The following is a 24,910-nucleotide window of genomic DNA, read 5'->3' on the forward strand; positions in this document are numbered from 1 at the left end:
CTGCGCCGCAGAAATCAATCTACTGCGAAAGCGGTGAATCGGTCCATATTTCCCCGATTTCTCGACGAATAGAACAACTATGCACCTCGAAATCGTGAAAATCTGTCCTCGATTCCCCACTTTCTCGCTACGATCATTTCTACGGCGCAGACTCCTACCCCAAGAGCTGGAGCGCACGGAGCTGGTCGATGGTCTCCTGGGAAATGAACTTGTCGTACGTCTTCAACGTCTTCGTGGGCGGCGTCCGCTTTCGCATCTCGTCCCAGCACATGGGAGAAACGAAAATCAGGTCCGCATCACGGACGATCTTCTCGATGAGGTCCTGCCTGGAAATGGGGGCGATCCAGAACTTCATCTCGGTCGACGGGTGGTAGATGTTCATGAAGACGTCCCAGGAAGCGTGCAGGGTGTCTTCATCCCGGACCACGATGGCCACGTTCTCGTCGCGGGCCGCACTCAACACCTCACGATAGATCTCGTGACTGGGCTTGATCTCCACCAGCTTCTTGCCGAAACGGCGTGACAGTTCCCTGACCTCCTCCAGGTGATAGCTGGTGGTCAGAAGGAACTCGCTGCCGCTGAGAAGCGCCCGGGCGGTATCGCTCTCGACGTCGCCCAGGGACACGCTCCGGGCCTGCACCCCCGGCATGCGAAGCTCCAGCTCCCGGGAGAACACATAGGCTTCCTCCTCGTGGTCGACGACAGCCAGACGCAACTGCCTCAGATCGGTCCCGTTCCAGTAGGCGTCCAACAGGCCCCTGAACTTGTCCGGCGAGAGGCCCAGGCTCCTGGCCTTGGCGGACACCTCGCCCAGCAGCTTGAAGACTGCATGCCGCCGCATCTGCCCATAGGAGCCCTTGCCGCTCCTTTCCTTCAGGAAGGCCCCGCTGCCCTTCACGATCTCCAGGTAGTTCTCCTCGGCCAACCTCAGATAAATCTTGCGCGTCGTCTTGTAGTTGATCCCCAGGTGATCGGACACCTCACGGATGGACGGCAGGCGGTCCCCGGCCCGAATCTTGCCGCAATAGATGGCCGAGAGGAGCTGCCCCTTGATCTGCTCGTAGAAGCTGAGCCGAACCGACTTGTCCAGATTGAATCCGATCATCTGTTCAGGAACACTCCCCGGGCGTCAAACGCTCCAGGCCATGCATGTAGGAGCGGAGCGCCTCCGGAATCCGGACGCTGCCGTCCTCCTGCTGGAAATTCTCCACCAGCGCCACCCAGGTCCGTCCGATCGCCAATCCGGACCCGTTCAAAGTGTGGACCAGCCGATTTCCGGAGCCCTGCGCCGGACGGTATCGAATCCTGCAGCGCCGAGCCTGAAAGTCGGTGAAGTTGCTGCATGAGGAAATCTCCCGATAAGTATTCTGGCTGGGCACCCACACCTCCAGATCGTACGTCTTGGCGGCGCTGAATCCCATGTCGCCGGTGGAGAGAACCACGACCCGATAGGGGATTTCCAGCGCCTTGAGCACCGCTTCGGCGTGGCCGGTCAACTGCTCCAATTGACGGGCGGAGTCTTCCGGCCGTGTGAACTTGACCAGCTCGACCTTGTTGAACTGGTGGAGGCGGATCAGCCCCCGGGTGTCCTTGCCGTAAGACCCGGCCTCGCTCCGGAAGCAGGGCGTGTATGCGGTGAGGTTGATGGGAAGATCTTCCTCTTCCAGGATCTCGCCGGCGAAGACATTGGTCAGCGGGACCTCGGCGGTGGGGACGAGGAAGTAGTCGGAACCGGCCACCCGGAAGAGGTCTTCCTCGAACTTGGGGAGGTTTCCGGTGCCGAAAAAACTGCGGCGATTGGCCAGGAAGGGAGGGATCACTTCCCGGTATCCGTGGCGGCGGGTGTGGAGATCCAGCATCATGTTGATGAGCGCCCGCTCCAGCAGGGCGCCGGCGCCGGAATAGAGGCTGAAACGGGCGCCGGCGATCTTGCTGGCCCGTTCCAGGTCCAGGATGCCCAGGCGGGCCCCCAACTCGACATGGTCCCGGACGGGAAAGGAGAATTCGGGAGGTCTTCCCACGATGCGGACGACTTCGTTGGCGGCGCTGTCCTTTCCCGAGGGCACCCCCTCGGCCGCCAGATTCGGGATCCAGGAAAGGAACGAGTCCATCCGGGTCCGGAGGCCGGTCAGGTTCTCCTCCAGCTCCTTGATCCGGGCAGAGACCCGCTTCATCTCCCGGATCTGGGCACTGGCATCGCCGCCCCGCTTGCGGCGCCTCGCGATCTCGGTGCTGGTGCGGTTGCGGACGGCCCTCAGCTCCTCCGACTCGATCCGGGCCGCCCGCTCGCGAGCGTCCAGAGCCAGGAACTCCCCGGCGTCCAAGGAAAAGCCCCGCTCCTTCAATCCGGTCTCGACCTGTTCCAGATTGCCCCTGATGAAAGCCCGATCCAACATCGCCGGCCAGTATCTCAAAGAGGAGCGGAAAGAGGAATGAGGCGGGACGGGTGAACGGGGAGGCCGGCTGAGGCGGTCCGGCCGCGGATCGTGGCAAAAGGGGGAAAGGGTTGCTATATTCTACGGTTTTTGGAGGGGTTGCTTGCGGGTGCCGCGATGCCGCTTTACGAATACGCTTGCGACAGTTGCGGAGAGACCATCGAAGTGCTTCAGCGGTTCTCGGACCCGCCCCTGGAGACGTGCAATACTTGCGGCGGAACGCTGGAGAAGCTGATCTCGGCGCCGAGTATCCAGTTCAAGGGGTCAGGCTGGTACGTCACCGACTACGCCCGCAAGGACACCGGATCGGAGACCAAAACGGAAACCGCCAAGAAGGAACCGTCCAAAGCCGCCGCCGACAGTGCGGCTCCCAAAACTGAATCCAAGAAGGAAAGCTGACCCAGGCAGGATTCGAGCCTGGCCGTCGCGAAACAACAGTGAAGATACTCGTCGTCGGCTCTGGCGGAAGAGAACACGCGCTGGTCTGGAAGCTGGGCTTGAGCGACGAGGTCCGGGAGATTTACTGCTCCCCGGGAAACGCCGGAATCGCGGCCGCCGCCAAGACCCGAATTCTCCCCAAGCTCTCTCTCCGTCAACTGTTGGATCTCGCCGTCGATCAAGACGTGAATCTGGCCGTGGTCGGACCGGAAGCCAGCCTGGTGGACGGCATCGGAGACCTTTTTCGCCGGTCCGGCGTGCCGCTCGTGGGTCCTTCGGCGGAGGCGGCCCGGCTGGAGGGGAGCAAGGCCTTCGCCAAGGATTTCATGAGCCGCCACCAGATCCCGACGGCAGCCTATCGGGTTTTCGACGATCCTTCCGCCGCGGAGCGAGCGCTTCGGAGCGGCTTCTTCGAGTTTCCCGTGGTGCTCAAGGCCGACGGCCTGGCGGCCGGCAAGGGAGTCCTGATCTGCGCCGACCTGCAGGAGGCCGTCGCGGCCCTCGACCGGATCATGATCGCAAGGCAATTCGGAACCGCCGGCGACCGGCTGGTGATCGAGGAGTTTCTCCAGGGAGAGGAAGCTTCGTTCATGGTCCTGGCCGACGGCGCCGGCAACGTGGTCCCCATGGTCCCCTCCCAGGATCACAAGCAGATCTTCGAAGGAGGCCGCGGGCCCAACACGGGTGGAATGGGCGCCTATTCCATGGACGGCCTCCTGTCTCCCGATCTGCGGCGGCGGATCCTCGACCAGGTCATTCTCCCCACCGTGGACGGCATGAAACGGGAGGGCCGGCCTTTCGCCGGAATCCTCTACGCCGGATTGATGCTCACTGAGGACGGCCCCCGGGTCCTGGAATACAACGTGCGTTTCGGAGACCCGGAGGCGCAGGTGATCCTTCCCCGGCTCCGGAGCGATCTCGCCACACTTCTGCTCCAAGCCGCCCGCGGGGACCTGGCCTCCACCCAAGCCGAGTGGACTTCACAAGCCGCGGTCTGTGTGGTCGCCGCGGCCAAGGGGTACCCGGGGTCCTATCCCAAGGGACTGGAGATCTCGGGACTGGCGAAGACGGACCGGATGGAGAACCTGGTGGTGTTCCATGCCGGAACTTCCCAGTCCGGCGGCCGGTTCGTGACCAGCGGCGGAAGGGTGCTGGGCGTCACGGCGTTGGCTCCCTCTCTCGACGAGGCGGTGCGGCGCGCCTATTCGGGGTTGAAGGAGATCCACTTCGACGGCATCTACTATCGGCGAGACATTGCATACAGACGGCTTTCCCAAACAGAAAGGAATTCGTAAATGAGCGCACCGAAAGTCGGCATCCTCATGGGAAGCGTTTCCGATCTCGGGGTGATGCAGGAAGCGAGCAAGATCCTGGATGACTTCGAAGTTCCCTACGACATCCGTGTTCTCTCGGCGCACCGGTCGCCTTCCCTGACCACGGACTTTGCCCGCGATGCGGAGGGACGTGGGATCCAGGTCCTGATCGCAGGAGCCGGCGCCGCGGCCCATCTGGCCGGCGTCCTGGCGGCTCACACGATTTTGCCGGTGATCGGCGTCCCCATCGACTCATCGCCGCTGAAAGGATTGGACGCCCTGCTCGCCACGGTGCAGATGCCGGGCGGCGTGCCCGTGTCCAGCATGGCCATCGGCAAGGCCGGCGCCCGCAACGCGGGCCTGGTGGCGGTCCAGATCCTGAGCCGCAGCGATACGGGACTTCAGGAAAAGCTGCGCGCCTACAAGGCGGCGCAACAGAAGAAAATCGAGAGCATTCAACTCTGACGCCGAGTCCCGCCCCGCCTTCCTGTTCGGCCGAAGGAGGATGGCGGAGTCCTACGCCCGGGTTTTGAGGTCTTCCGTCGAATCGGGGCGGAATCCGGCCACGGTCCACATCCTCCGCTCCGTCTTCTCCCGCCGGTAGGAATAGAACCGGTCGTTGCGGCAGGAGGTGCAGAGGCCTGAGTCCAGAATTCGCCTGACGCCCAATCGCTCCAGTTGGAGCCGGTTGGCCCCGATCAGGTCGAGATGACTCCCCTGGAAGATCCTCTCCGTTTCCTGCCCCCGCTCCCGGAAGGCAACCCGGACCTCCTCGCCGACCTCGTAGCAACAACTCCTGATGCAGGGGCCGAATGCGGCGCAGAGGTCTCCCGGATCCGCGCCCGTCAGCCGGAGAAGGCGGGCCGCCGCCTTGGCGGTCACGCCCCTGCAGGTTCCCCGCCAGCCGGCGTGCGCCAATCCCAGGACCCGGCGCCGCGGGTCCACCATCACCACGGAGAGGCAATCCGCCGTCCGGATCGCCCCGTACCAGCCGGGGGACGTCAGAATCACGGCATCCGCCCGGGGATGACCGGAGCCGCAAGCCGGCTTTTCTGTTTCCACGGCCAGGACCGCGTCCGCATGCTCCTGTTCCAACAGGATCAGCTTTCTGGCCGGTATCCCGAGGGCAGTCAGAAACGCCTCATCCGGCGCCGCTGGGCGGGTGGCCGAAGGAGCCGCGCCGGATCCGTCGGTTGCGCGGGTCGTGACGGCGTGTACGAAGCCCGGGATCGCCGTCAGGCCCCCGAAGGCAAGGAAGGGGAAGTGTCCGGCCGTCCTCTCCACCATCACGGGCTGCCAGGGTACCATGGCCTGGAACTGACAACCCTCCTCACAGTAAACTGTGCGCCGTTCACAGAGGGCTCCCCATGGTCGTCGGAATCGGACTGGACATCGTGGAGGTCGACCGCATCGCCAAGGCCTTGCGCGGCAGCAAATCCATCACCGAGCGGGTCTTCACCCCTGAGGAAATACGGTACTGCTCCCAGCGCAAGAACAAGTACCAGCATTTCGCCGGACGGTTCGCGGCCAAGGAGGCGGCCCTGAAGGCGCTGGGGACCGGTTGGCAGGCCGGGATCCGGTGGCGCGACGTCGAGACCACGGCCGGACCCATGGGCGAACCCCAGTTGACCCTTTACGGAAAAGCGGCCGCCATCTTCAAGGAATCGAAGGCTCGAAAGAGCCTCCTCACCATCACCCACGCCACCGACTACGCAGTGGCCTGCGTCGTCATCGACGGTTGAGGCGCTGAGCCGGGATTCGCCGCCAGCCCATCTTCAGTCTCCCCGGCGGCCTCAACCCGGACCACTCTGTTGGGCGCCACGGGGCCCGGAAAACGAACCTTGATGTAGTTCGCGGAGATCCCCTCCCACCTCCCGGCGGCAGACTCTCCCAGGGTCAGGACCGAAAGCTTCCTGCCGATGAACCGCCGCCGGAAGGCGCGGTTCTTCGCCGCCGAAATCTGCCTCAACTCCCAACACCGCCGGCGCTGGAGCCGCGGGTCGACCTTGGACCGCATGGCCGAAGCGCGGGTCCCGGGCCGGTCGCTGTAGGGGAACACGTGGAAATAGGTGAAAGGCATGGCCTGGACGAATCGGACGGTTTCCAGGTGGTCCCGCGCGTTCTCCCCCGGAAATCCAACCACCAGGTCCGTTCCGATGGATGCCTGGGGCAACCGGGTCCGGATCTCCTGCACGATCTCACCAAACCTGGACGTGTCGTACGGGCGCCACATCCTCCTCAGGATCCGGTTGCTTCCGCTCTGGAGGCAGATGTGGAAATGAGGACAGATCTTGTCGTTCCCGGCCGCCAACTCGATGACCCGCCGCGACAGCTCCATGGGCTCGATGGAGCTCAGCCGCACCCGGACCAGCCCGGGAGTCCCGGCCACGTCCGCCAGGAGGCGGTCCAGCGGATAGCGCGGTTTCAAATGCATCCCGTAGGTTCCAATGTGGATCCCGGTCAGAACCACCTCCTGGAACCCCTTTCGCGCCAACTCGCGCACCTGGGCCAGAACCTGCTCCGGCGGCAGGCTCCGACCGGGTCCGCGAACCAGCGGGATGATGCAGTACGTGCACTTGGCGTCACAGCCGTCCTGGACCTTGACGAAGGGCCGGACTCGCAGCCCCGGGGAGCCGGCGGCGGCGCCCTCCATGGTGCGGACCTTGACGAATTCCTGCCGGTACACGTCCGCCAGCTCGTCCGAGGTCAGAGCGGATTCCGCAGGCTTGTCCACGATTCCCACAAGGTCACTCTTGTGAGTGTTTCCGACGACGGCTTCGACGCCCGGTATTCGGGACAGGCTCTCCGGCTCTCGCTGAGCGTAGCAACCGGTCACGACGATCCGGGCGGCCCCGTTTTCGCGGTGAAACCGGCGAACCAACTGCCGCACCTGCTGATCGGCTCGATGCGTGACGGTACAGGAGTTGACGACTATGATGCCCGCCTTCCGCCAGTCCCATGCCTCGCGGTAGCCGCGGCCCAGGAAGTCCTGCCGGATGGCGGCGCTGTCGGACTGGTTGGTGCGGCAGCCGAAGCTGAAAATGTGGAAACTGGGAGTCATCTGATTTCGCCTTGTCTCCTGACCCGGTGGCCAGCCGTCCCTTTCACACCAGGCTGGTAGATTCTAACAGGCGGCACAAAACGCCATCACGGCACTCGATCGGCGTTTCGCACGGCCATGGCTGCGAAGCGTCGGGACTCCAGCATGAAAATCTGCGTTCTGGGAAGTGGCAGCGCTGGAAACTGCACGTACATCGCGACGGCGAAGGCCCGGATTCTGGTCGATCTCGGCTTCGGCCGGCGGAGCCTTGGCCGGCGCCTCCAGCAGGTGGGACTGTCGCTGGATGGGCTGGACGCTCTCCTTCTGACGCACGAACACACCGATCACGTCAGCGGCGTCCCGGCCCTGGTCCGGGATCTGGAAGTCCCTGCATTCATGACCGGGGGGACCTTGAGGGAAAGCCCCGCACTCCAGGAAGTGGACCGGACGATGATCGTCCCGGTGGGAGTTCCGTTTCAGATCGGCGACCTGGAGGTCGAAGCCCTCCCGGTGTCCCACGACGCGGCCCAACCGGTCGGCTTCCGGTTTGCCGCCGATGGGATTCAAGGCCTTCTTGCCACCGATCTGGGTGAACCCACCCCGGAAATCACGGAACCTCTGGCCGACTGCGACTGGTTGATCCTGGAATCCAACCACGATGAGGAGATGGTGCTGGCCGGCCCCTACCCCTGGCTCCTCAAGCAACGGCTGATGGGGCCGAAGGGCCATCTTTCCAACCATGCGCTGGGCCGGTGCCTCCAGACGCACCTGGGCGACAGGACCAGACACATATTCCTGGCCCATATGAGCCGCACCAACAACCATCCCCAACTGGCCCTGGAACAGATCTCGGCGGCTCTTTCCGGCGCCTCCGGAAGCGGCGAATCGGGCCCCCGGGTTCACTTGACTCACCAGAACCGACCCTCCATAGTCTTGAGCCTATGATTCCCCGGTACAGCCGGCCCGAAATGGCCCGGATCTGGTCTGAAGAAAACAAGTTCCGGAAGTGGCTCGAGGTGGAGGTGGCGGTCTGCCAGGTGCTGAGCGATGCCGGGCGCATCCCCCCGGCGGCCATGTCGGAAATCCGTGAAAAGGCAGGGTTTTCCGTCGAGCGGATCCACGAGATCGAGGCCGTCACGCGTCACGATGTCGTGGCCTTCATCCGTGCCGTGTCGGAAGTGGTCGGACCCTCCTCCCGGTTCATTCACATGGGTTTGACCTCCACCGACGTGGTGGACACGGCGCAGGCGCTCCAGGTCAAGGAAGCCTCCGAGCTGATCGAATCCGCCCTCGTGAACTTTCTGGAGGTGCTGCGCCGCAAGGCCCGCCGCCACAAGGACACGCCGATGATGGGGCGGACCCACGGGATCCATGCCGAGCCCACCACGTTCGGCCTCAAAGTGACCGTCTGGTATTCGGAAATGGAGCGCAACCTGGAACGCTTCCGGAAGGCCCGCAAGACCTTGGAAGTCGGCAAGATCAGCGGCCCGGTGGGCACCTTTTCCCACCTGCCCCCCGAGGTCGAGGAGAAGGTCTGCCACGCACTCGGTATCGGCTATGCGGCCGCCTCCACGCAGACCCTGCAACGGGACCGCCACGCCGAATACCTGTGCACCCTGGCCATCCTGGGTTCGACCTACGACAAGATCGCCACCGAAATTCGCCATCTGCAGCGCACCGAAGTGGGCGAAGCCAGCGAGGCCTTTCGAACCGGCCAGACCGGCAGCTCCGCCATGCCCCACAAGAAGAACCCCATCAGCTCCGAGAACGTGAGCGGACTTTCCCGGGTGCTTCGCGCCAACGCGCTGGCGGCGCTGGAGAACATCCCCCTCTGGCACGAGCGGGACATCTCTCACTCGTCGGTGGAACGGGTCATCCTGCCCGACAGCACGACGCTGGCCCACTACCTCACGTTGCGCCTGGGCCGGGTGGTGGACAACCTGGTGGTGAACCGGGAGAGGATGCTGGCCAACCTGGAGTTGACCGGAGGCCTGATGTACTCGGGCACCCTGTTGCTGAAACTGGTCATGGCGGGCGTCCTCCGCAGCCAGGCCTACGAATGGGTCCAGCGCAACGCCCTCCGGGTCTGGAACGAAAAGGCCGACTTCAAGACGCTGATCCTCGCCGATTCCGACATTCGATCCCAACTCTCTCCGGCCCAGATCGAATCCGCCTTCGATCTTCGGAAGACACTTGAGCACGTCGACACGGTCTTCGCCCGCGTGTTTCCCGAAGCATGAAATTGCGTCCCCTGTTTCCCTCCCAGGAAACCCTGGGCATCCACACCGACCTTTACGAATTGACCATGCTCGCCGCCTACTTCGAGGCCGGGTTCGCCGAGGAGCGCGCCACCTTCGAACTCTTTGCCCGGCGACTGCCGGCACGGAGGAGTTTTCTGGTTGCCGCCGGATTGGAGCAGGCGCTGCACCAGGTTCTGAACCTGCGCTTTCCGGAAGACGTCCTGGCCTGGCTGCGGACCCTGGAGGTCTTCCGCGGGGTCTCCCCGGGGTTCTTCGACTACCTCAGTGATTTCCGGTTCAGCGGGGATCTCTGGGCCTTGCCCGAGGGGACTCCCTTCTTTCCCCACGAACCGGTTCTCCAGGTCAGGGCCCCCGTCATGGAGGCGCAACTTCTGGAGACCTACCTGATCGCGTCGATCAGCTACCAGACGACGGTGGCCACCAAGGCGAGCCTGCTCTGCCGCGCCGCCCGGGGCCGGCCGGTGATCGACTTCGGCAGCCGCCGCGCACAGGGGCCCCAGGCCGGCCTCCTTGCGGCCCGCGCATCGTTCATCGGCGGCTGCGACGGCACCAGCAACGTTCTGGCCGGGTATCGACTCGGCATTCCCCTCTACGGCACCATGGCCCACTCCTTCATTCAATTCTTCGACGACGAGAAACGCGCCTTCGAGACCTTCCAGCGGTCTTTTCCCCGGCACTCGATTCTGCTCGTGGACACTTATGACACGCTCCGCGGCGTCAGGAACGCGCTCAGGCTCGCCTCGCCGGCGCAGGGGGTGCGGGTGGACAGCGGCGATTTGGACCGAACGGCGAGGGCGGCCCGCAAGCTCCTGGACCAGAGCGGACACCATGAGACACGGGTCCTGGTCAGCGGGGATCTGAATCCGGAGAGGGTGAAGGCGCTGACGGAGGCGGAGGCGCCCATCGACGGCTACGGCGTGGGAACCGACCTGGTGGTCTGCCCGGAAGCCCCGACCTGCGATCTGGTCTACAAACTGGTGGAGAGGCTCCACGAGGGCCGGGCCCTGCCCCGAATGAAGATCAGCGGGGAAAAGGGGTCGTTCCCTCTCCGAAAGGAACTCTATCGCCACCGCGAGGGCAGGGAATTCGTTGGGGACCTCCTGGCGGCGGAAGGAGAAGCCGCACCAGACGGATATTCGTCGTTGCTTGTCAAATACGTGGAGGGCGGCGAAACCAATGTCGATCTTCCCACCGTCCGCCAGGTGAGGGACGACGCGCGGACCCAGTTGGATGGCTTGCCGGAACGCCTGTGGCGGCCGGAGGGCGAGGCGTATCCGGTCCGGCACAGCCCACGGTTGAGGGAGGCCGAGCGCTCACTTCGAAGGTCGCATCTCGGAGACCGCCGGTAGCGCCGCAGATTCTCCCACGGTCAACCGGCGACACACGACCGACGCCTCCCGGAGGAGGCGAAACGATCTCCCGGAAAGGGGATACTCCAGGTTGTAGACCACCTCGACGACCCCCGAGTTGATGATCATCTTGCTGCAGGTCAGGCAGGGCGAATACGTCGTATACAGAACGCCCCCGTTCACGCTGACCCCATGGTAAGCCGCCTGGGTGATGGCATTCTCCTCGGCATGGGAACAGAGGCAGTCATCCAATTGGGTGCCGCTGTCCGCCGGCCCTGCACACCGGGGGCATCCCCCCTCGAAACAGTTTCGAGTGCCGCGGGGAGTGCCGTTGTAGCCCGTCGATATGACCCGGAGGTCGCGCACGATGATGGCGCCCACCTTGCGCTTGATGCAGTTGCTCCTGAGCGCGACCACTTGAGCCAGTTTCATGAAATAGGGGTCCCAGCCGGGCCGGGTCATCTTGGGAGCCGTTCGCTTCAACCACTCGGCGACCTTGCTCCAGAGGTCCTGCTTGGTGCCGTTGTTGGCGAAGCTGACGTTGGCCAACCGGCCAGTGGCCAGGAGCTGTTGGCCCTGCGTGTCCGGACTGGACAGCTCCTGCCGTTCCAACTCGAGAAACCGCCCGAACGAGACGGGATCGCTCTCGCGGCCCCGGGCGCAGACGCGCTGATGACGAACTTCAGCCTCCGCCTCGATCGCCACGAGGTAGAAATCGGGCTGCCGTGAAAACGCCCGGACCTCCGCCGGGTGACGGAAGGAGTCCACGACATAGTTCCGGTCCGCTTCCAACTTCGCCAGGATCTCCTGCGCCAGGTGGTCGCTGCCGTACTTGGCCCGAAGATCCCTCCCGACATGGATGAGACGCGGCCGCGTCACTTCTTCCCCTCGCCGGACGACTTCGTCGCGGATGACGTCCGAGAGGGACCAGAATCCGAAGCCCTTGCTCTGCAGGTAGTCGGCCACGACGCCCTTACCGGAGCCGTTGCGACCCGTGAGCCCAATGATCACGAAACTCTTATAGCACACGGGGGAGAGGGAAATCGGGCGTGCTCCGGAAGTCTCCAGCCTGCCTCTTGCGCAGGAGGCGCACCCACCCCGGCGGCGGCCGGGCTTGCGGGGCGACAGCGGCCGGGGGCTGCGAGCAGTCCGTCGGGATGCAGGGACGGTCGAATGCCGTGATGACTTTCGCCACGGGCTGCTATATTCGTCGCCGTGGCGGAAAACCTGGATTTCATGCGTCTTGACGACCTGCTGACGCAGGAGGAAAGGCTGATTCGAGACAGCGTCCGTTCGTTCGTCGAAGAACGGGTCCTGCCCGTCATCGAAGACCATTTCCAGGCCGGCACGTTCCCCCTGCAACTGGTGGATCCCATGGCGCGCCTCGGCTACCTCGGGGCCAGCTTGACCGGTTACAACTGCGCCGGCCTGAAACCGGTGGGCTACGGCCTCATCATGCAGGAGCTGGAGCGGGGCGACAGCGGGCTGCGCAGCTTCGTCTCGGTCCAGAACGCCCTGGTCATGTATCCCATCCACCGTTTCGGCAGCGAGGAGCAACGCGCCGACTGGCTGCCCCGGCTCCAGGCCGGGAGGTCCATCGGCTGCTTCGGCCTCACCGAACCGGACTTCGGATCGAATCCGGCCGGGATGCGGACGCGGGCGAGGCGGACCGGCGGCGGGTTCGTGCTGAACGGAAACAAGGCGTGGATCACCAACGGCAGCATCGCCGACGTCGCCATCGTCTGGGCGCGCCTGGAAGGAGAGGGTATCCGCGGCTTTCTGGTGGAACGCTCCGACGGCGGATTCACCACCAGGGACTACCGCCACAAGCATTCGCTGCGGGCCTCGGTCACCTCCGAGCTGGTCCTGGACGACTGCCGGATCCCCGAAGACCGTCTCCTGGCCGGGACGACCGGCCTGAAGAGCGCCCTCATGTGCTTGAACAAGGCCCGGTACGGCATCGCCTGGGGGGCTCTGGGGGCGGCCATGGCCTGCTACGAGACCGCCCGGCGTTGGACTCTGGAAAGATGCCAGTTCGGCGGCCGCCCCATTGCGAGCCACCAGCTGGTCCAGCGGAAACTGGTCTACATGTTGACCGAGATCACCAAGGGCCAGCTTCTCACCTACCGGCTGGGACAACTCATGGATCAGGGCAAGTGCCGGCACGACCAGATTTCGCTGGCGAAGCGCAACAACGTCGCCGTCGCCCTCCGGATCGCGCGTCTGGCCCGGGATCTGTTGGGCGCCAACGGCATCTTGTCCGAGTATCCGGTCTTTCGCCACATGTCGAACCTGGAAACGGTTTCGACCTACGAGGGAACGCACGACATTCACACCCTGATCCTGGGCCAGTCCATCACCGGAATCCCGGCGTTCGATTAACAGTCCGTGGTGAAAGTCCCGCGAGCGCCGAGACCGTTCCTGCGCCCGCCGGACAAGGCGCGATTCGGCGCGCCTACCGGGAGTGTATGCGCCCGAATCGCAACGACGTCCGCGCCTGTGCAGGGACGGTCGAATGCCGTGACGACTGTTGCCACGGGCTGTTCACCTGGAATTGGGTCCCGCTTCCGAATTAGAATGGTGGGCGCGCTCGACGCGCAAAATCGGCAAAATCGAAGGAGGAGGAATTCATGCCATATCCTGAACAGTGGGTGACCCCGATGAGGCAGGAACTGACCCGCATCGGCGTCGATGAACTGCGCACTGCGGAAGACGTGGACCAGGCGATTACCGGAGAGAAGGGCACCGTTCTGGTGGTCGTCAACTCCATCTGCGGCTGCGCCGCGGCGCGAGCCCGTCCGGCCATCGCGGATGCGCTCAGCTCCGATCCCAAACCGGATCGCCTGACCACCGTATTCGCCGGCCAGGACCTCGAGGCGACGGCCCGGGCCAGGGAATACTTTTTCCCGTATCCGCCATCTTCTCCCAGCATCGCGCTGCTGAGCGGCGGCAAGCTGGTCTACATGATGGAGCGCCACCTGATCGAGAGCCGGGAAGCCTACGAAATCTCCCGGGACCTGCGGGAAGCCTTCGGCCGGCATTGCGCCAAGGCAGAAACCGCGGCTTCCTGAATAGCTCTCCCACGCTATTCGGTTTCTTCGTATTTGTCCTTGATGGCGTCCAGGACTCCAGGGTCCTGCAATGTGGTCGTGTCGCCGACGACCCGGCCCTCGGCGATGTCCCGGAGCAGGCGCCGCATGATCTTTCCGCTGCGGGTCTTGGGCAGCTCCCCGGTGGGGATCAGCGTGTCGGGCCGGGCGATGGGCCCGATCTTTTCGCCGACGTGGAGCTTCAGTTCGGTGATCAATTCCGGCGACGCCGCCTGATCTCCCCGGAGCGTCACGAACGCGCCGATCGCCTGGCCCTTGATTTCGTGATTGATCCCGATGACGGCCGCTTCGGCCACACTGGGATGGCTCACGAGCGCGCTTTCCACCTCCATGGTCCCGATTCGGTGACCGGCGACGTTCAGGACGTCGTCGACGCGGCCCAGCAGCCAAAAATACCCGTCCTCATCCCGCTTGGCTCCGTCTCCCGTGAAGTAGATTCCGGGGAATTGCGACCAGTACTGGTCGTACCATCGCTCCGCATCGCCCCAGATGGTCCGGGCCATGGCGGGCCAGGGGCGTTTCAGTATGAGATAGCCGCCCCCGCCCAAAGGCACCGATTCTCCCGCCTCGTCCACGATGTCGGCCTCCACGCCGGGGAAGGGGAAGGTCGCCGAGCCAGGTTTCAATACCGTCATCCCCGGCAACGGAGTGATGAGGGTCATGCCCGTCTCCGTCTGCCACCAGGTGTCGACGACCGGCGTTCGACCGGAACCGATGTTGTCCCGGTACCACACCCAGGCCTCCGGGTTGATGGGTTCTCCCACCGTACCCAGGAGACGGAGCGAACTCAGGTCGTGGCCCGCAGGATGCTCCGTTCCCCACTTCATGAACGCGCGGATCGCGGTGGGGGCCGTGTACAGAATGTTGGCCCGGTATTTCTCGATGATCTGCCAGAAACGGTTCTTCCCGGGAAAATCAGGGGCCCCTTCGTACATGATTGAGGCAGCGCCGTTGGACAAGGGGCCATAGACGATGTAGCTGTGCCCCGTGACCCAGCCCACGTCGGCGGCGCACCAATAGGTGTCATCCTCCTTCAGGTCGAACACGTACTTGGCAGTCGTGTGGACGCCGACCAGATAGCCCCCGGTGGTATGAAGCAGGCCCTTCGGCTTCCCCGTAGTGCCGGAGGTGTACAAAATGTACAGCGGGTGCTCACTGTCCAGCGATTCGGCCTCGACGGTATCCGTCCCGCTGGCTTCCATTTCGTCGTGCCACCAACGATCCCGCCCTTCCACCATGGAAGCCTGCTCCGGGGGCGCGACCCGGTTCACGACGAGCACGTTCTCGATGCTGGGACAACCCTCCACCGCTCGATCGGCGTTCCCCTTCAGGTCCACCACCTTTCCGCGGCGCCAAGCCCCGTCGGCCGTGACCAGGAGCTTGGCCTGGCAGTCCACAATGCGGTCGCGGAGCGACTCGGGGCTGAAGCCGCCGAACACGACGGTGTGGGGAGCGCCAAGCCGCGCGCAGGCCAACATGGCGATCGGGAGCTCGGGAACCATTCCCAGATAGAGCGCAACCCGGTCTCCCTTTTGGACGCCCAACCGCCTCATGGCGGCGGCGCAACGATTCACCTCGCGGTACAGGTCCTGGAAAGTCAGAACCCGCGTGTCGCCGGGCTCGCCTTCCCAGATGATGGCCGCCTTGTTCTTTCTCCACGTCTTAAGGTGCCGGTCGACGCAGTTGTAGGAGACGTTGACCCGGGCTCCCAGAAACCACTTCGTGGTCGGCGGGTCCCATTCCAGAACCGTGTCCCACGGTTCAAACCAGTCGATGGCCCGGGCCATCTCGCTCCAGAAACCTTCCGGATCCTCCAGCGCCCGCTGATAGACTTCCGGGTCGCTCCAGTTGGCGTGAGCGGTGAACTCCGCGGCTGGGGAGAACCTCCGATCCTCCGTCATCAATGCAGATATGGTTCCTTCTTTCTCGCTCATCTCAGGTTCTCCTCACTCGCAGGCCCTGCTCCAGGCCTGGAAGATCTCACGGTTCGCTTGTGGCGGTGTGCTCCGAATGCGCGATGGACGGCTCCTCTTTCGGACTCCGGAGGGCCGCGATATACGGCAGGTTGCGATACATCTGATTGTAGTCCAGGCCATAGCCGACAACGAACCGGTCGGGAACATCGAAGCCGACGTAGTCGGGGCGGGCGGGAAACTCCCGGCGGCTCGGCTTGGACAAGAGTGCGCAAAGCCTCAAGGAAGCCGGTTTTCGCTTCGGCAGCCAGTGGAACAAAAAGGAGGCGGTCCGGCCCGTGTCGACGATATCCTCAACCAGGACGACGTCCTTGCCCTTGATGTCATCCTCCAGGTCCTTGTCCAGCTTCAACGGGCCCACGGATTCCGTGGCGGCGCCGTAGCTGGAAACCGACAGGAAATCGATGGTCAGGGGAAGGGTCAATTCCCGGACCAGGTCGGCGTGAAATATCGCCGCTCCCTTGAGGACCCCCACAAAATGCGGTTCCCTGTCCCGGTAATCGGCCTCTATGCGGCGAGCCATTTCGGCGACACGCTGCCGGATCTCACCCTCTTGAATAAGAACGTCCAATGAGTTTGTCCGGCTTGGGGACACGGATTGATCATAGCACAGCCCGGTACCGCCCTCCGGCGGGGATAGTGCTACAATGGCGCGGAAAAGGGGGGCCGCTTTGTGAATGCCGATGTCGAACACATCGAGAAGGTTTACAACTGGTACTCCCGTTTCTACGATCTCCTGTTCGGGCCCATCTTCCGCAGTGGCCGCGAAATAGCTCCCCTCCTGCTGGACCCGGCGCCGGGCTCTCGTCTCCTGGAAGTCGGCGTGGGAACCGGCCTCTCCCTCCCGATGCTCCCACGAAACATCCAGATCACCGGTGTCGACCTGTCGGAGAAGATGTTGGAGCAGGCACATCGCCGGACGAAGGAATTGGGGCTGGAGAACGTCGAGCTGCTCAAGATGGACGCGACCAGGCTCGATTTTCCGGCCGGGAGCTTCGATCGAATCCTCGCCGCCTATTTCATCTCCGTAGTCCCGGACCCCGTGATGGTGATCGAAGAAATGAAGAGAGTCTGCAAGAAGGGTGGATACCTGGTCTTTCTGAACCACTTCCGCAACGAGAATCCTGTCCTCGGCTCCCTTGAGGCGCTGATTTCCCCTCTCTGCTACCGGATCGGCTTCCGGACCGATCTGGATCGAAAAAAGTTGATGCGCGAGTGCGGGCTGGAAATCGAATCGGAAATGCCCATCGACTTCCTGGGCCATTGGAAGGCGATCCGCTGCGTCAATCCCTGAGAAAATAGCTGGACGCCCGCCGGTGAGAGCCGGTCAGGTGCGTGTAACGGGCAGGTGAGGGGGTCCGGAGACGAGGCGCGCGTACTATCTGGTGCGCTGCTGCTTCATGAACTTCTTCCGGGCTCTCTTCCGGGCCAAGGCCTGCTTGAGGCGCCTCTTCTCGCCCGGCTTCAAATAGTAGGAATGGCGTTTGACATCCTTGATGATGTCTTCCTGCTGCACCTTTCGCTTGAAGCGCCTCAGCGCGCTTTCCAAGGGCTCACCATCATGAATGAAAACGTATGCCACTTCGTTCCACCTTTCCCGGAGGCGCCAATATAGTCCCGGTTCGGCCCTCGTGTCAACGGAGACGGGCGCCATGCAATGCGGGCGAGTCCGGCGAAAGCCTACTTCTTATCGGCGTAGAAATCCCGTTTCTGCCGAAGCCGGACCATCAACTCGACGGCCTTCGAGTAACCCGTCTTGTCCAGGACTCCGGCGATCTCGATGGCCTTGTCCAGTTCGCCCGTGTATTCGAAACTCTCGATCATGCTGAGCCGGCACTGGAGCAGGCATTCGCCGCAGCGACCCAGCTCCCGCGTCTTCTCAAAGATGCGGACCGCCTCCTGGTGGTCTCCCCTGATCTGGGCGATGGTGCCGAGACAGACATGCGCCTGCTGGGACAGGTGGTCCGCCTCGTCACCCGCCGCCGCGCGCAAGTCGCGCTCCGACTCGTCGAGTTGTTCCAGCTTCAACAGCGTACGGCCCCGCTTGTACAGGATCTCCCTTCGGTCCTCGGAGGGCAGTTGCCTGTCCAGGGCCAGGGACCAGTAGTTCACGGCCGCGGCCAGGTCGGCTTCGCCGGCTTCGTGGATTTCCGCCAAGCGAAGAAGGGCCTCGTTGACACGGGGGCTGGCGGGATAGAGGGAGAGCAACTCCTCAAGGCGCTCGCGGGCCTCCGTCAGGTCGTAGTGATGGGAATAGTAGATGGAGGCGATCTCCCAGAGGGCTTCCGCAGCATGCCGGCTGTTGGGGTATTGGCGGCGGATTTTTTCGTAGGCCCGGGTCGCCGGCCGGTACTCGCCGGCGAGCCACATTTCCCGCGCCCTCTCGAATTCCGCTCCCGCCCGATCTTGGCCGTAGTGGAACAGAATTGCAGCCACCGCGACGAGAACCAGCCAGGGGGCGGCGGATCTCATTCGGCGGCCCCTGGTTCCAAGCTGTCGGTCCCGGCGGCCACCAGGCTCACGCCGGCCACCGTGTCCCCATCCCCCAACTCCATCAGCGTCACGCCCAGAGCGTTGCGACCCGTCATCCGAATAGTATCGGCCCCCAAGCGAATGATCTTCCCTTTTCCAGTGATAATGATCAACTCGGCCCCCGGCCCGACGGGAAAGGTTCCCACGACCTTGCCGTTGCGAGCGGTGGTCTTGATGTTGATCACACCCTGCCCCGCGCGCCCCTTCGTTGCATATTCGACGACGGGCGTGCGTTTTCCAAAACCATGTTCAGTGACCGCCAGGATACTCTCGTGGCCTTCCCGAATAACGCCCATGCTCACCACTGAGTCCCCCGGCTTGAGGCGTATGCCCCACACGCCTTGCGCGACACGCCCCATCTCCCGAACCTGGTGTTCCGAGAACCGCGCGGCCTTCCCCTGTTCCGTGCAAAGAAGAATGTCGTCCTGGCCGCTGGTCCGGCTCACCACGATCAGTTCGTCCCCCCGCTCCAGCGAACAGGCGATGATTCCTTTCGCCCGCGGGTGGGAGTACGCCGCCAGCGCCGTCTTCTTCACTCGTCCCCGCCGCGACGCCATGACGATGAATCCCGGAGTCTTGAAGTCCTGTACGGCGATCATGTCCGCCACCTTCTCGCCCCGCTCCAACTTGACCAGGTTGACGATCGGCTTCCCCTTGCCGGCGGCGCCCACGTCGGGAATCTCATACACCTTCAACCAGTAGACCCGCCCCTGGTTCGTGAAGATGAGGATGTAACTGTGTGTGGAGGCGACGAAAAGATAGTCGACCACATCGTCGGCCGTCCGCACCGACATGCCGATGCGGCCTTTGCCGCCGCGATGCTGGCTGCGATAGATGTGCAGCGCCGTCCGCTTGATGTAGCCGCCATGCGTTGCCGTGATGACGACCTGCTCCTCGGCGATGAGGTCTTCGACCGTCAGGTCGATCGCCTCGTCCAGAATCACGGTGCGGCGCGGCGAGTGGTACGCGTCCTGAATTTCCATCAGTTCGCCTCGGATCACCCGCCGGAGTTCGGCCTCGTGGGTGAGGATCTTCTTCAGTTGCGCGATGCGGCCCCGGATCTGTTCCAGCTCCTCCAGGATCTTGTCCCGCTCCAGGCCCGTGAGCCGCTGCAGCCGCATGTCAAGAATGGCCTGGGCCTGAATTTCGGTGAATTCGAAGCGCTCCATCAATTGCGTCCTGGCCTCAGCCGGAGTCCTTGAGCCCCGGATCAGCGCGATCACCAGATCCAGGTGGTCCAGGGCCTTGGCGAGGCCCTCCAGGATGTGCGCCCGTTTTTCGGCTTTTCTCAGGTCGAACTGCGTCCGCCGCCGCACGACGATCCTGCGATGGGACAGGAAGTGGTTCAAAGTTTCCTTGAGGGTGAACACTTGGGGGCGCCCTCCCGCCAAAGCCAGCAGGATGATGCCGAACGAACTCTGCATCGGCGTCAATTTGTATAGCTGGTTCAGGACGATCTGCGGTTGCTCCCCCCGCTTGAGCTCGATGACGACCCGCATCCCGTCTCGATCAGACTCGTCTCTCAGATCACTGATCCCCTCGACCTTCTTGCTTCGCACCAACGCGGCAATCGTCTCGATGAGCTTCGCCTTGTTGACCTGATAGGGAAGCTCATCGACGATGATGGCCTCCTTGTCTTTTCCCACCTTTTCGATGGCGGCCTTGGCCCGCAACTGGATTATGCCGCGGCCCGTGGCATACGCCCTCAGGATGGCATTGCGGCCGGAGATGATTCCCGCGGTCGGAAAGTCCGGGCCGGGGATCAACTCCATGAGCTCCGCGAGGCTCGCTTCCGGGCGGTCGAGCAGCAGCAACAGTCCATCGATGAGCTCGGCAAGGTTGTGAGGAGGAACATTGGTTGCCATTCCCACGGCAATCCCGGACGCGCCGTTGACCAGGAGGTTGGGATAACGGGCCGGCAGCACCTCAGGCTCCTCCAACGACTCGTCGTAGTTGGCCTGGAAATCGACCGTCTCCTTCTCGATGTCCGCCAGGATCTCCCCGGCGATCTGCGCCATCCGGACCTCGGTGTACCGCATGGCTGCCGGAGAGTCCCCGTCGATGGACCCGAAATTCCCCTGCCCGTCGATCAGCATCTCCCGCATGGAGAAGTCCTGCGCCATCCGGACCAGGGCGTCGTAAACGGCCGCATCGCCATGGGGATGGAACTTTCCGATGACCTCGCCAACAACCCGCGCCGACTTCTTGTGAGGGCGGTTCCTGGTGTTCTTCAGCTCGCTCATGGCGTAAAGGATGCGCCGGTGGACCGGCTTCAAGCCGTCCCGGACATCCGGCAGGGCCCGGCCTACGATGACCGACATGGCGTAGTCCAGGTAGGAGGTCTTCATCTCCGCTTCGATGGTGACCGGAATCTCCCGGCCCTGGTACTCTCTCATCGACTCGTTCCTCCGATCACAGACACTCGAAAGATTACGATGCGCGGACGAGGCAGTGTCCGATTGGTGAAGGTCACGGCGCGCAGGTCACGGCGGAAACGCTGAGGCGCCAGCGCGCCGGCCCCCACCGCAAGCGCCTAAACGTCCAGGTTCTTGACGTTCAGCGCGTTGTCCTCGATGAATTGCCGCCGCGGCGCCACATGTCCGCCCATGAGGACATTGAAGATGTCGTCCGTCTCGACCATGTCCTCGATGTCCACCCGCAACAATGTCCTGGTGTCGGGGTCCATGGTCGTTTCCCAAAGCTGGTGCGGGTTCATCTCGCCCAGCCCCTTGTAACGCTGAATGCCCAGCTTTCGTTTGCCGGCAGCCATGAAGTACTCGATCAGCTCCGCGGCCGTGGCCAGTGTCGTCACCTTGTCCGGGGCCGGCAATTTCTCTTCCGCCAAGGGTTGTATCCGGAAAGGGGCGTCTTCCAGGATATCCGCCTTCCGGCGAAGCCGGGCCAGGCTCCGGCATTCCCCGGAAACGGCAAAGTCGTGGTTCAGGACCATGCCTTCGGAATGTCCGTTGCGCAGGTGCAGTTCGTAGAAACGACGCTCCTCATTGAACGAGGTCTCGGCGCGGAAGCCCAATTTCCGGAAACGTGCCGCCAATTCCGCCAATTCGGATCCATTACGGAAGACCCTGCGGGCGACCGCCTCATAAGCCTCCGTCCCCGACACCCTGCTGAAAAAATCCAGGAACTCGCCCACCACGCCATTTCCATCGTAGCGGCGGCTGAGCGTTTCGAGACGCTGTTGAAACTCCATCAGGGACTCCAGCTGCCCGATCAGCTCCTTTCCTTCGAGAGTGCCGCCCGTTTTCGGCCGCGCAATCCCGATTCCGTTCGTCGCCCGGCCGAGAACATAGCGGGTCAGATCCCGCTCGTTCTGCAGATAGGTTTCCTTCTTCCCCTGTTGAATCCGGAACAGGGGCGGCTGGGCGATGTAGACATGTTGGTGCCGGATGAGCTCGGACATCTGCCGGAAGAAAAACGTCAGCAGCAAAGTGCGGATATGGCTTCCGTCCACATCCGCGTCGGTCATGATGATGATCTTGTGGTACCGGAGCTTGGCCAGGTTGAAATCGGCGCTGCCCACGCCCGCGCCGATGGCCGAGATCATGGTGACGATCTCCTGGTTGCTCAGCACCTTGTCGAACCGGGCCTTTTCGACATTCAGAATCTTGCCCTTGATGGGAAGGATTGCCTGAAACCGGCGGTTCCGCCCCTGCTTGGCGGACCCGCCCGCCGAATCTCCCTCGACGATGAAGATTTCCGAGAAGCGCGGATCCCTTTCCTGGCAATCGGCCAGCTTGCCGGGCAGCGAGAGGTTGTCGAGAGCACTCTTGCGCCGGGTCAACTCCCGGGCCTTCCTGGCGGCCTGCCTCGCCCGCGCCGCGTCCGTCGCTTTGTTCACGATCCGGCGGGCAAGAGTGGGGTTCTGCTCCAGGAACAGGCCAAGGCCCTCGTTGCACACCGCCTCCGTGATCCCCTTGATCTCGCTGTTCCCCAGCTTCGCTTTGGTTTGACCTTCGAACTGGGGGTTCGGAATCTTGATGCTGACGACGGCAACGAGCCCCTCTCTGACGTCCTCGCCCGACAGTTTTTTCTTCAGATCGCGAAGCAGTTTGTTGCTGGTGGCGTAGGCATTGATGGTGCGGGTGAGGGCCGCCTTGAAACCCACCATGTGGGTGCCCCCCTCCGGCGTATTGATCGTGTTGACGAAGGAGAAGAGGCTCTCGTTGTAACCGTCGTTGTACTGGAGCGCGACCTCGACGTCGTTCTCCGCCCGGCGCGCCCGCACGTGGACCGGCTTGCCGTGCAGCGTCGCCTTGTTCTTGTTCAGATACCGGACAAAGTCGGACAGCCCCCCCTTGTACCGAAAGCGCTGCTTTTTCGCCGCCCCGGCCTCGGGAACCGGCTCCAGAGCATCGGAGCGGTAGTCTTCAATCTCGATGGCCAGGCCCGGGTTCAGAAACGCCAACTCGCGCATCCGCCGTGACAGCGTCTCGTAGCTGAAGGTCGTGGTTTCGAAGATCTCGTCATCCGGCTTGAAGCTGACCTTGGTCCCCCGGCGGCTGGTTTTTCCGGTCCTGCTGAACTCGTCCGTCGGCACGCCGCGGATGTACGACTGCCGATACCTGTAGCCGCCGCGGCAGACCTCCAACTCAAGACGCAGCGACAGCGCATTGACGACCGAAACGCCGACGCCATGCAAGCCGCCGGACACCTTGTAGCTGTCGTGGTCGAATTTGCCGCCGGCATGCAGGGTGGTCAGAACGACCTCAGCGGCCGGCAGCTGCTTTTCGGGATGGATGTCTACGGGGATACCCCGTCCATTGTCCTCGACGGTGATGGAACCATCCAGGTGGATCGTCAGGTTGATCCGGTCACAGAAGCCGGCCAGGGCCTCGTCGACCGAATTGTCCACCACCTCCTGAACCAGATGGTGGAGCCCATCCGGTCCGGTTGAGCCGATGTACATGGCAGGCCGTTTCCGAACCGCCTCGAGACCTTCCAGGACGCGAATCTTCTTGGCTGTGTAGGCAGCGGACTCTTGAGCCCGATCTACCGGCTGCAGTTGATTCGTCAATCCCGAATCCTCGTCCTTGGTGATTTCACGCGCGGCTCCGGCGCCGCGCACGAGAGACGGTCCCTTCAGCTTGGACCATCTCCAATTATACCCGGTACATGTGTCGCAAATGGACCGAGAGAAGGGTGCGAATCAGAGGCTCAGCGGCATGACGACATATTGGATCTTGTAATCGTCGGCCGAGTCGGATTCGTCGGCATCGGGCATACCGACGGGCTGGAGCAGACCCTGGGTATCCGAGTCCTTGAGCGAGACGCGCACCTGTTCGCTATCGACCACGTTGACGAAGTCCAACAGGTAGTCCACGTTGAAACCGATCACGACCGGTGTCCCCTCGTAGCTTGTCTCCATTGCTTCGGCGGCCCGCTCCCCATTTGCATTCTGGCACGCAAGTTTGACCTGTCCCTCGTTGAGGCTCAGCTCGACAGCCCGCGTCTCCCGATCCGCCACCACCGCAACGCGCCTCAAGGCCGCCGTGAAACTGGAGGTGTCCAAATCCGCATCCAGGTCGTTTCCTTGCGGTATGACCATCTTGTAGTTGGGAAACTCGCCGCTGAGGATGCGGGAGATCAAGAGCCGGTGGCCCATGCCAAACGAGATCCGCCTCTCTCCACTTCTGAACTCGATGCCCCCGCCAGTTTCACTGAGCAACTTCATCAGTTCGACCAGTGCTTTCTTGGGAATCAGGACTCGAAGCTCCTCCTGGTCGAGATTCAGATCGACTGTCCGCCGGACAATGACGAGACGGTGCCCATCGGTGGTGACCAGGGACAGATTGGAAGGGGTGATCACGGCCAGCGCCCCCCCCAGAGTATACCGGCTTTCCTCCTGGGTGACGGCGAAGACGCAGCTCCCGATCATATGGCGAACCATAGCCGCGTCCAGGCGAATGTCCTGGCCTTCCGCCTCCCCGATCTCGGGGAAGTTTCCCCTCCCCAGGGCCGCCACCTTGAAGCGGGACCGGCCATAGCCGATCTCGACCCAGTCCCCTTCGCCGATGGACTTGATGTGGATAGCGGAATCTTGAGGGGCGAGGCGGACGATCTCGAAGAGTTTCCTCGCTGAAATGGTCAGTGCGCCGCCTACCCGCACCTGCGCTTCGCAGCGACAGCGTAAAGAAACATCCAGGTCGGTGGCCGTGAGGAGAATGTTGTTCCCGATCGTTTCAAGAAGAACATGGCCAAGAATCGGCACCGTCGTTTTTCTCTCGACAATGGTCTGGAGGTGTTGGACCTCGGGGAACAACAGGTTCCGTTTCAAAGTTATGTCCATGGTGTTCTTCGACTCCGGATGACAAGAATGATTTTATATGGAATCGTCGCCCCAGAAATCGACGAATCTGTGGATGAGTAGGAAAACGCTTTTATTTCCAAGAGGATGGAGCCACTCGTCAATTGTGAATTCAACTCTTGAAACGACGTTGAAAA

22 protein-coding genes are annotated in these 24,910 nt (G+C 63.0%); 10 read left to right on the plus strand and 12 right to left on the minus strand.

What is annotated here, in order from left to right:
• Positions 1-154: 154 nt before the first annotated feature.
• Positions 155-1,105 (minus strand): GntR family transcriptional regulator, encoded by a 951-nt coding sequence (locus OXT71_12740; protein ID MDE2927258.1) that lies wholly within the window; start codon positions 1,103-1,105, stop codon positions 155-157.
• Positions 1,106-1,109: 4 nt separating this feature from the next.
• Positions 1,110-2,396 (minus strand): serine--tRNA ligase, encoded by a 1,287-nt coding sequence (gene serS, locus OXT71_12745; protein MDE2927259.1) that lies wholly within the window; start codon positions 2,394-2,396, stop codon positions 1,110-1,112.
• 156 nt (positions 2,397-2,552) lie between these two features.
• On the opposite strand from serS, the gene OXT71_12750 reads away from it, so the two are divergent.
• The 3 genes from OXT71_12750 to purE are packed head-to-tail and all read left to right on the plus strand — an operon-like array spanning position 2,553 to position 4,651.
• Positions 2,553-2,834, plus strand: coding sequence for a zinc ribbon domain-containing protein (locus OXT71_12750; GenBank protein ID MDE2927260.1), 282 nt, complete (start codon positions 2,553-2,555; stop codon positions 2,832-2,834).
• Positions 2,835-2,872: 38 nt separating this feature from the next.
• On the plus strand, positions 2,873-4,168 hold the full coding sequence (gene purD / locus OXT71_12755) for a phosphoribosylamine--glycine ligase (GenBank protein ID MDE2927261.1): 1,296 nt from the start codon (positions 2,873-2,875) through the stop codon (positions 4,166-4,168).
• The gene (gene purE, locus OXT71_12760; protein ID MDE2927262.1) at positions 4,169-4,651 is read left to right on the plus strand and encodes a 5-(carboxyamino)imidazole ribonucleotide mutase; all 483 of its coding nucleotides are present in this window, start codon (positions 4,169-4,171) and stop codon (positions 4,649-4,651) included. It begins immediately after the preceding gene.
• 51 nt (positions 4,652-4,702) lie between these two features.
• Here purE and pgeF read toward each other — a convergent pair whose 3' ends face one another.
• Positions 4,703-5,494 carry a peptidoglycan editing factor PgeF gene (gene pgeF / locus OXT71_12765; protein ID MDE2927263.1) on the minus strand — a complete coding sequence of 264 codons (792 nt, stop codon included), beginning with the start codon at positions 5,492-5,494 and terminating at the stop codon, positions 4,703-4,705.
• Between the two features lie 59 nt (positions 5,495-5,553).
• Between pgeF and acpS the strand changes: the two genes are divergently transcribed.
• Positions 5,554-5,928 carry a holo-ACP synthase gene (gene acpS / locus OXT71_12770; GenBank protein ID MDE2927264.1) on the plus strand — a complete coding sequence of 125 codons (375 nt, stop codon included), beginning with the start codon at positions 5,554-5,556 and terminating at the stop codon, positions 5,926-5,928.
• On the opposite strand, the gene mtaB is transcribed toward acpS, so the two are convergent.
• Positions 5,895-7,247, minus strand: coding sequence for a tRNA (N(6)-L-threonylcarbamoyladenosine(37)-C(2))-methylthiotransferase MtaB (gene mtaB, locus OXT71_12775; GenBank protein MDE2927265.1), 1,353 nt, complete (start codon positions 7,245-7,247; stop codon positions 5,895-5,897). The two genes, acpS and mtaB, sit on opposite strands and share 34 nt — an antisense overlap.
• 117 nt (positions 7,248-7,364) lie before the next feature.
• On the opposite strand from mtaB, the gene OXT71_12780 reads away from it, so the two are divergent.
• From OXT71_12780 to OXT71_12790, 3 genes are read left to right on the plus strand one after another with little or no spacing between them, the layout of a single operon-like run.
• Entirely contained in the window at positions 7,365-8,171 is an 807-nt protein-coding gene (locus OXT71_12780) for an MBL fold metallo-hydrolase (protein ID MDE2927266.1), read from the plus strand.
• On the plus strand, positions 8,168-9,466 hold the full coding sequence (gene purB / locus OXT71_12785) for an adenylosuccinate lyase (protein ID MDE2927267.1): 1,299 nt from the start codon (positions 8,168-8,170) through the stop codon (positions 9,464-9,466). Before OXT71_12780 ends, purB begins: the two co-directional genes overlap by 4 nt.
• Positions 9,463-10,836 carry a nicotinate phosphoribosyltransferase gene (locus OXT71_12790; GenBank protein MDE2927268.1) on the plus strand — a complete coding sequence of 458 codons (1,374 nt, stop codon included), beginning with the start codon at positions 9,463-9,465 and terminating at the stop codon, positions 10,834-10,836. Before purB ends, OXT71_12790 begins: the two co-directional genes overlap by 4 nt.
• Here the strand turns inward: OXT71_12790 and OXT71_12795 are convergent.
• Positions 10,801-11,847 (minus strand): deaminase, encoded by a 1,047-nt coding sequence (locus OXT71_12795; GenBank protein ID MDE2927269.1) that lies wholly within the window; start codon positions 11,845-11,847, stop codon positions 10,801-10,803. The genes OXT71_12790 and OXT71_12795 overlap by 36 nt on opposite strands.
• A 225-nt stretch (positions 11,848-12,072) precedes the next feature.
• On the opposite strand from OXT71_12795, the gene OXT71_12800 reads away from it, so the two are divergent.
• Both OXT71_12800 and OXT71_12805 read left to right on the plus strand, forming a co-directional pair.
• Positions 12,073-13,218: an acyl-CoA dehydrogenase family protein gene (locus tag OXT71_12800; GenBank protein MDE2927270.1), complete on the plus strand. Its 1,146-nt coding sequence runs from the start codon at positions 12,073-12,075 to the stop codon at positions 13,216-13,218.
• 248 nt (positions 13,219-13,466) lie between these two features.
• On the plus strand, positions 13,467-13,907 hold the full coding sequence (locus OXT71_12805) for a BrxA/BrxB family bacilliredoxin (GenBank protein MDE2927271.1): 441 nt from the start codon (positions 13,467-13,469) through the stop codon (positions 13,905-13,907).
• Positions 13,908-13,921: 14 nt separating this feature from the next.
• Here the strand turns inward: OXT71_12805 and acs are convergent, their stop codons facing one another.
• Entirely contained in the window at positions 13,922-15,880 is a 1,959-nt protein-coding gene (gene acs / locus OXT71_12810; GenBank protein ID MDE2927272.1) for an acetate--CoA ligase, read from the minus strand.
• A gap of 46 nt (positions 15,881-15,926) precedes the next feature.
• On the minus strand, positions 15,927-16,490 hold the full coding sequence (gene hpt / locus OXT71_12815) for a hypoxanthine phosphoribosyltransferase (GenBank protein ID MDE2927273.1): 564 nt from the start codon (positions 16,488-16,490) through the stop codon (positions 15,927-15,929).
• A 102-nt stretch (positions 16,491-16,592) separates the two neighbouring features.
• On the opposite strand from hpt, the gene OXT71_12820 reads away from it, so the two are divergent.
• Positions 16,593-17,213 carry a methyltransferase domain-containing protein gene (locus OXT71_12820; protein MDE2927274.1) on the plus strand — a complete coding sequence of 207 codons (621 nt, stop codon included), beginning with the start codon at positions 16,593-16,595 and terminating at the stop codon, positions 17,211-17,213.
• An 84-nt stretch (positions 17,214-17,297) separates the two neighbouring features.
• Here OXT71_12820 and rpsU read toward each other — a convergent pair whose 3' ends face one another.
• From rpsU to dnaN, 5 genes are all read right to left on the minus strand, one after another.
• Complete coding sequence (gene rpsU / locus OXT71_12825) at positions 17,298-17,501, minus strand: 30S ribosomal protein S21 (GenBank protein ID MDE2927275.1); 204 nt, start codon at positions 17,499-17,501, stop codon at positions 17,298-17,300.
• A 98-nt stretch (positions 17,502-17,599) separates the two neighbouring features.
• Positions 17,600-18,391 (minus strand): tetratricopeptide repeat protein, encoded by a 792-nt coding sequence (locus OXT71_12830; protein MDE2927276.1) that lies wholly within the window; start codon positions 18,389-18,391, stop codon positions 17,600-17,602.
• Positions 18,388-20,847: a DNA gyrase subunit A gene (gene gyrA / locus OXT71_12835; GenBank protein ID MDE2927277.1), complete on the minus strand. Its 2,460-nt coding sequence runs from the start codon at positions 20,845-20,847 to the stop codon at positions 18,388-18,390. Before gyrA ends, OXT71_12830 begins: the two co-directional genes overlap by 4 nt.
• 137 nt (positions 20,848-20,984) lie before the next feature.
• Positions 20,985-23,483 (minus strand): DNA topoisomerase (ATP-hydrolyzing) subunit B, encoded by a 2,499-nt coding sequence (gene gyrB, locus OXT71_12840; GenBank protein MDE2927278.1) that lies wholly within the window; start codon positions 23,481-23,483, stop codon positions 20,985-20,987.
• 132 nt (positions 23,484-23,615) lie between these two features.
• Positions 23,616-24,755: a DNA polymerase III subunit beta gene (dnaN, locus tag OXT71_12845; GenBank protein MDE2927279.1), complete on the minus strand. Its 1,140-nt coding sequence runs from the start codon at positions 24,753-24,755 to the stop codon at positions 23,616-23,618.
• Between the last annotated feature and the right edge of the window lie 155 nt (positions 24,756-24,910).

The organism is Acidobacteriota bacterium (assembly GCA_028874215.1).
Taxonomy (GTDB): domain Bacteria; phylum Acidobacteriota; class UBA6911; order RPQK01; family JAJDTT01; genus JAJDTT01.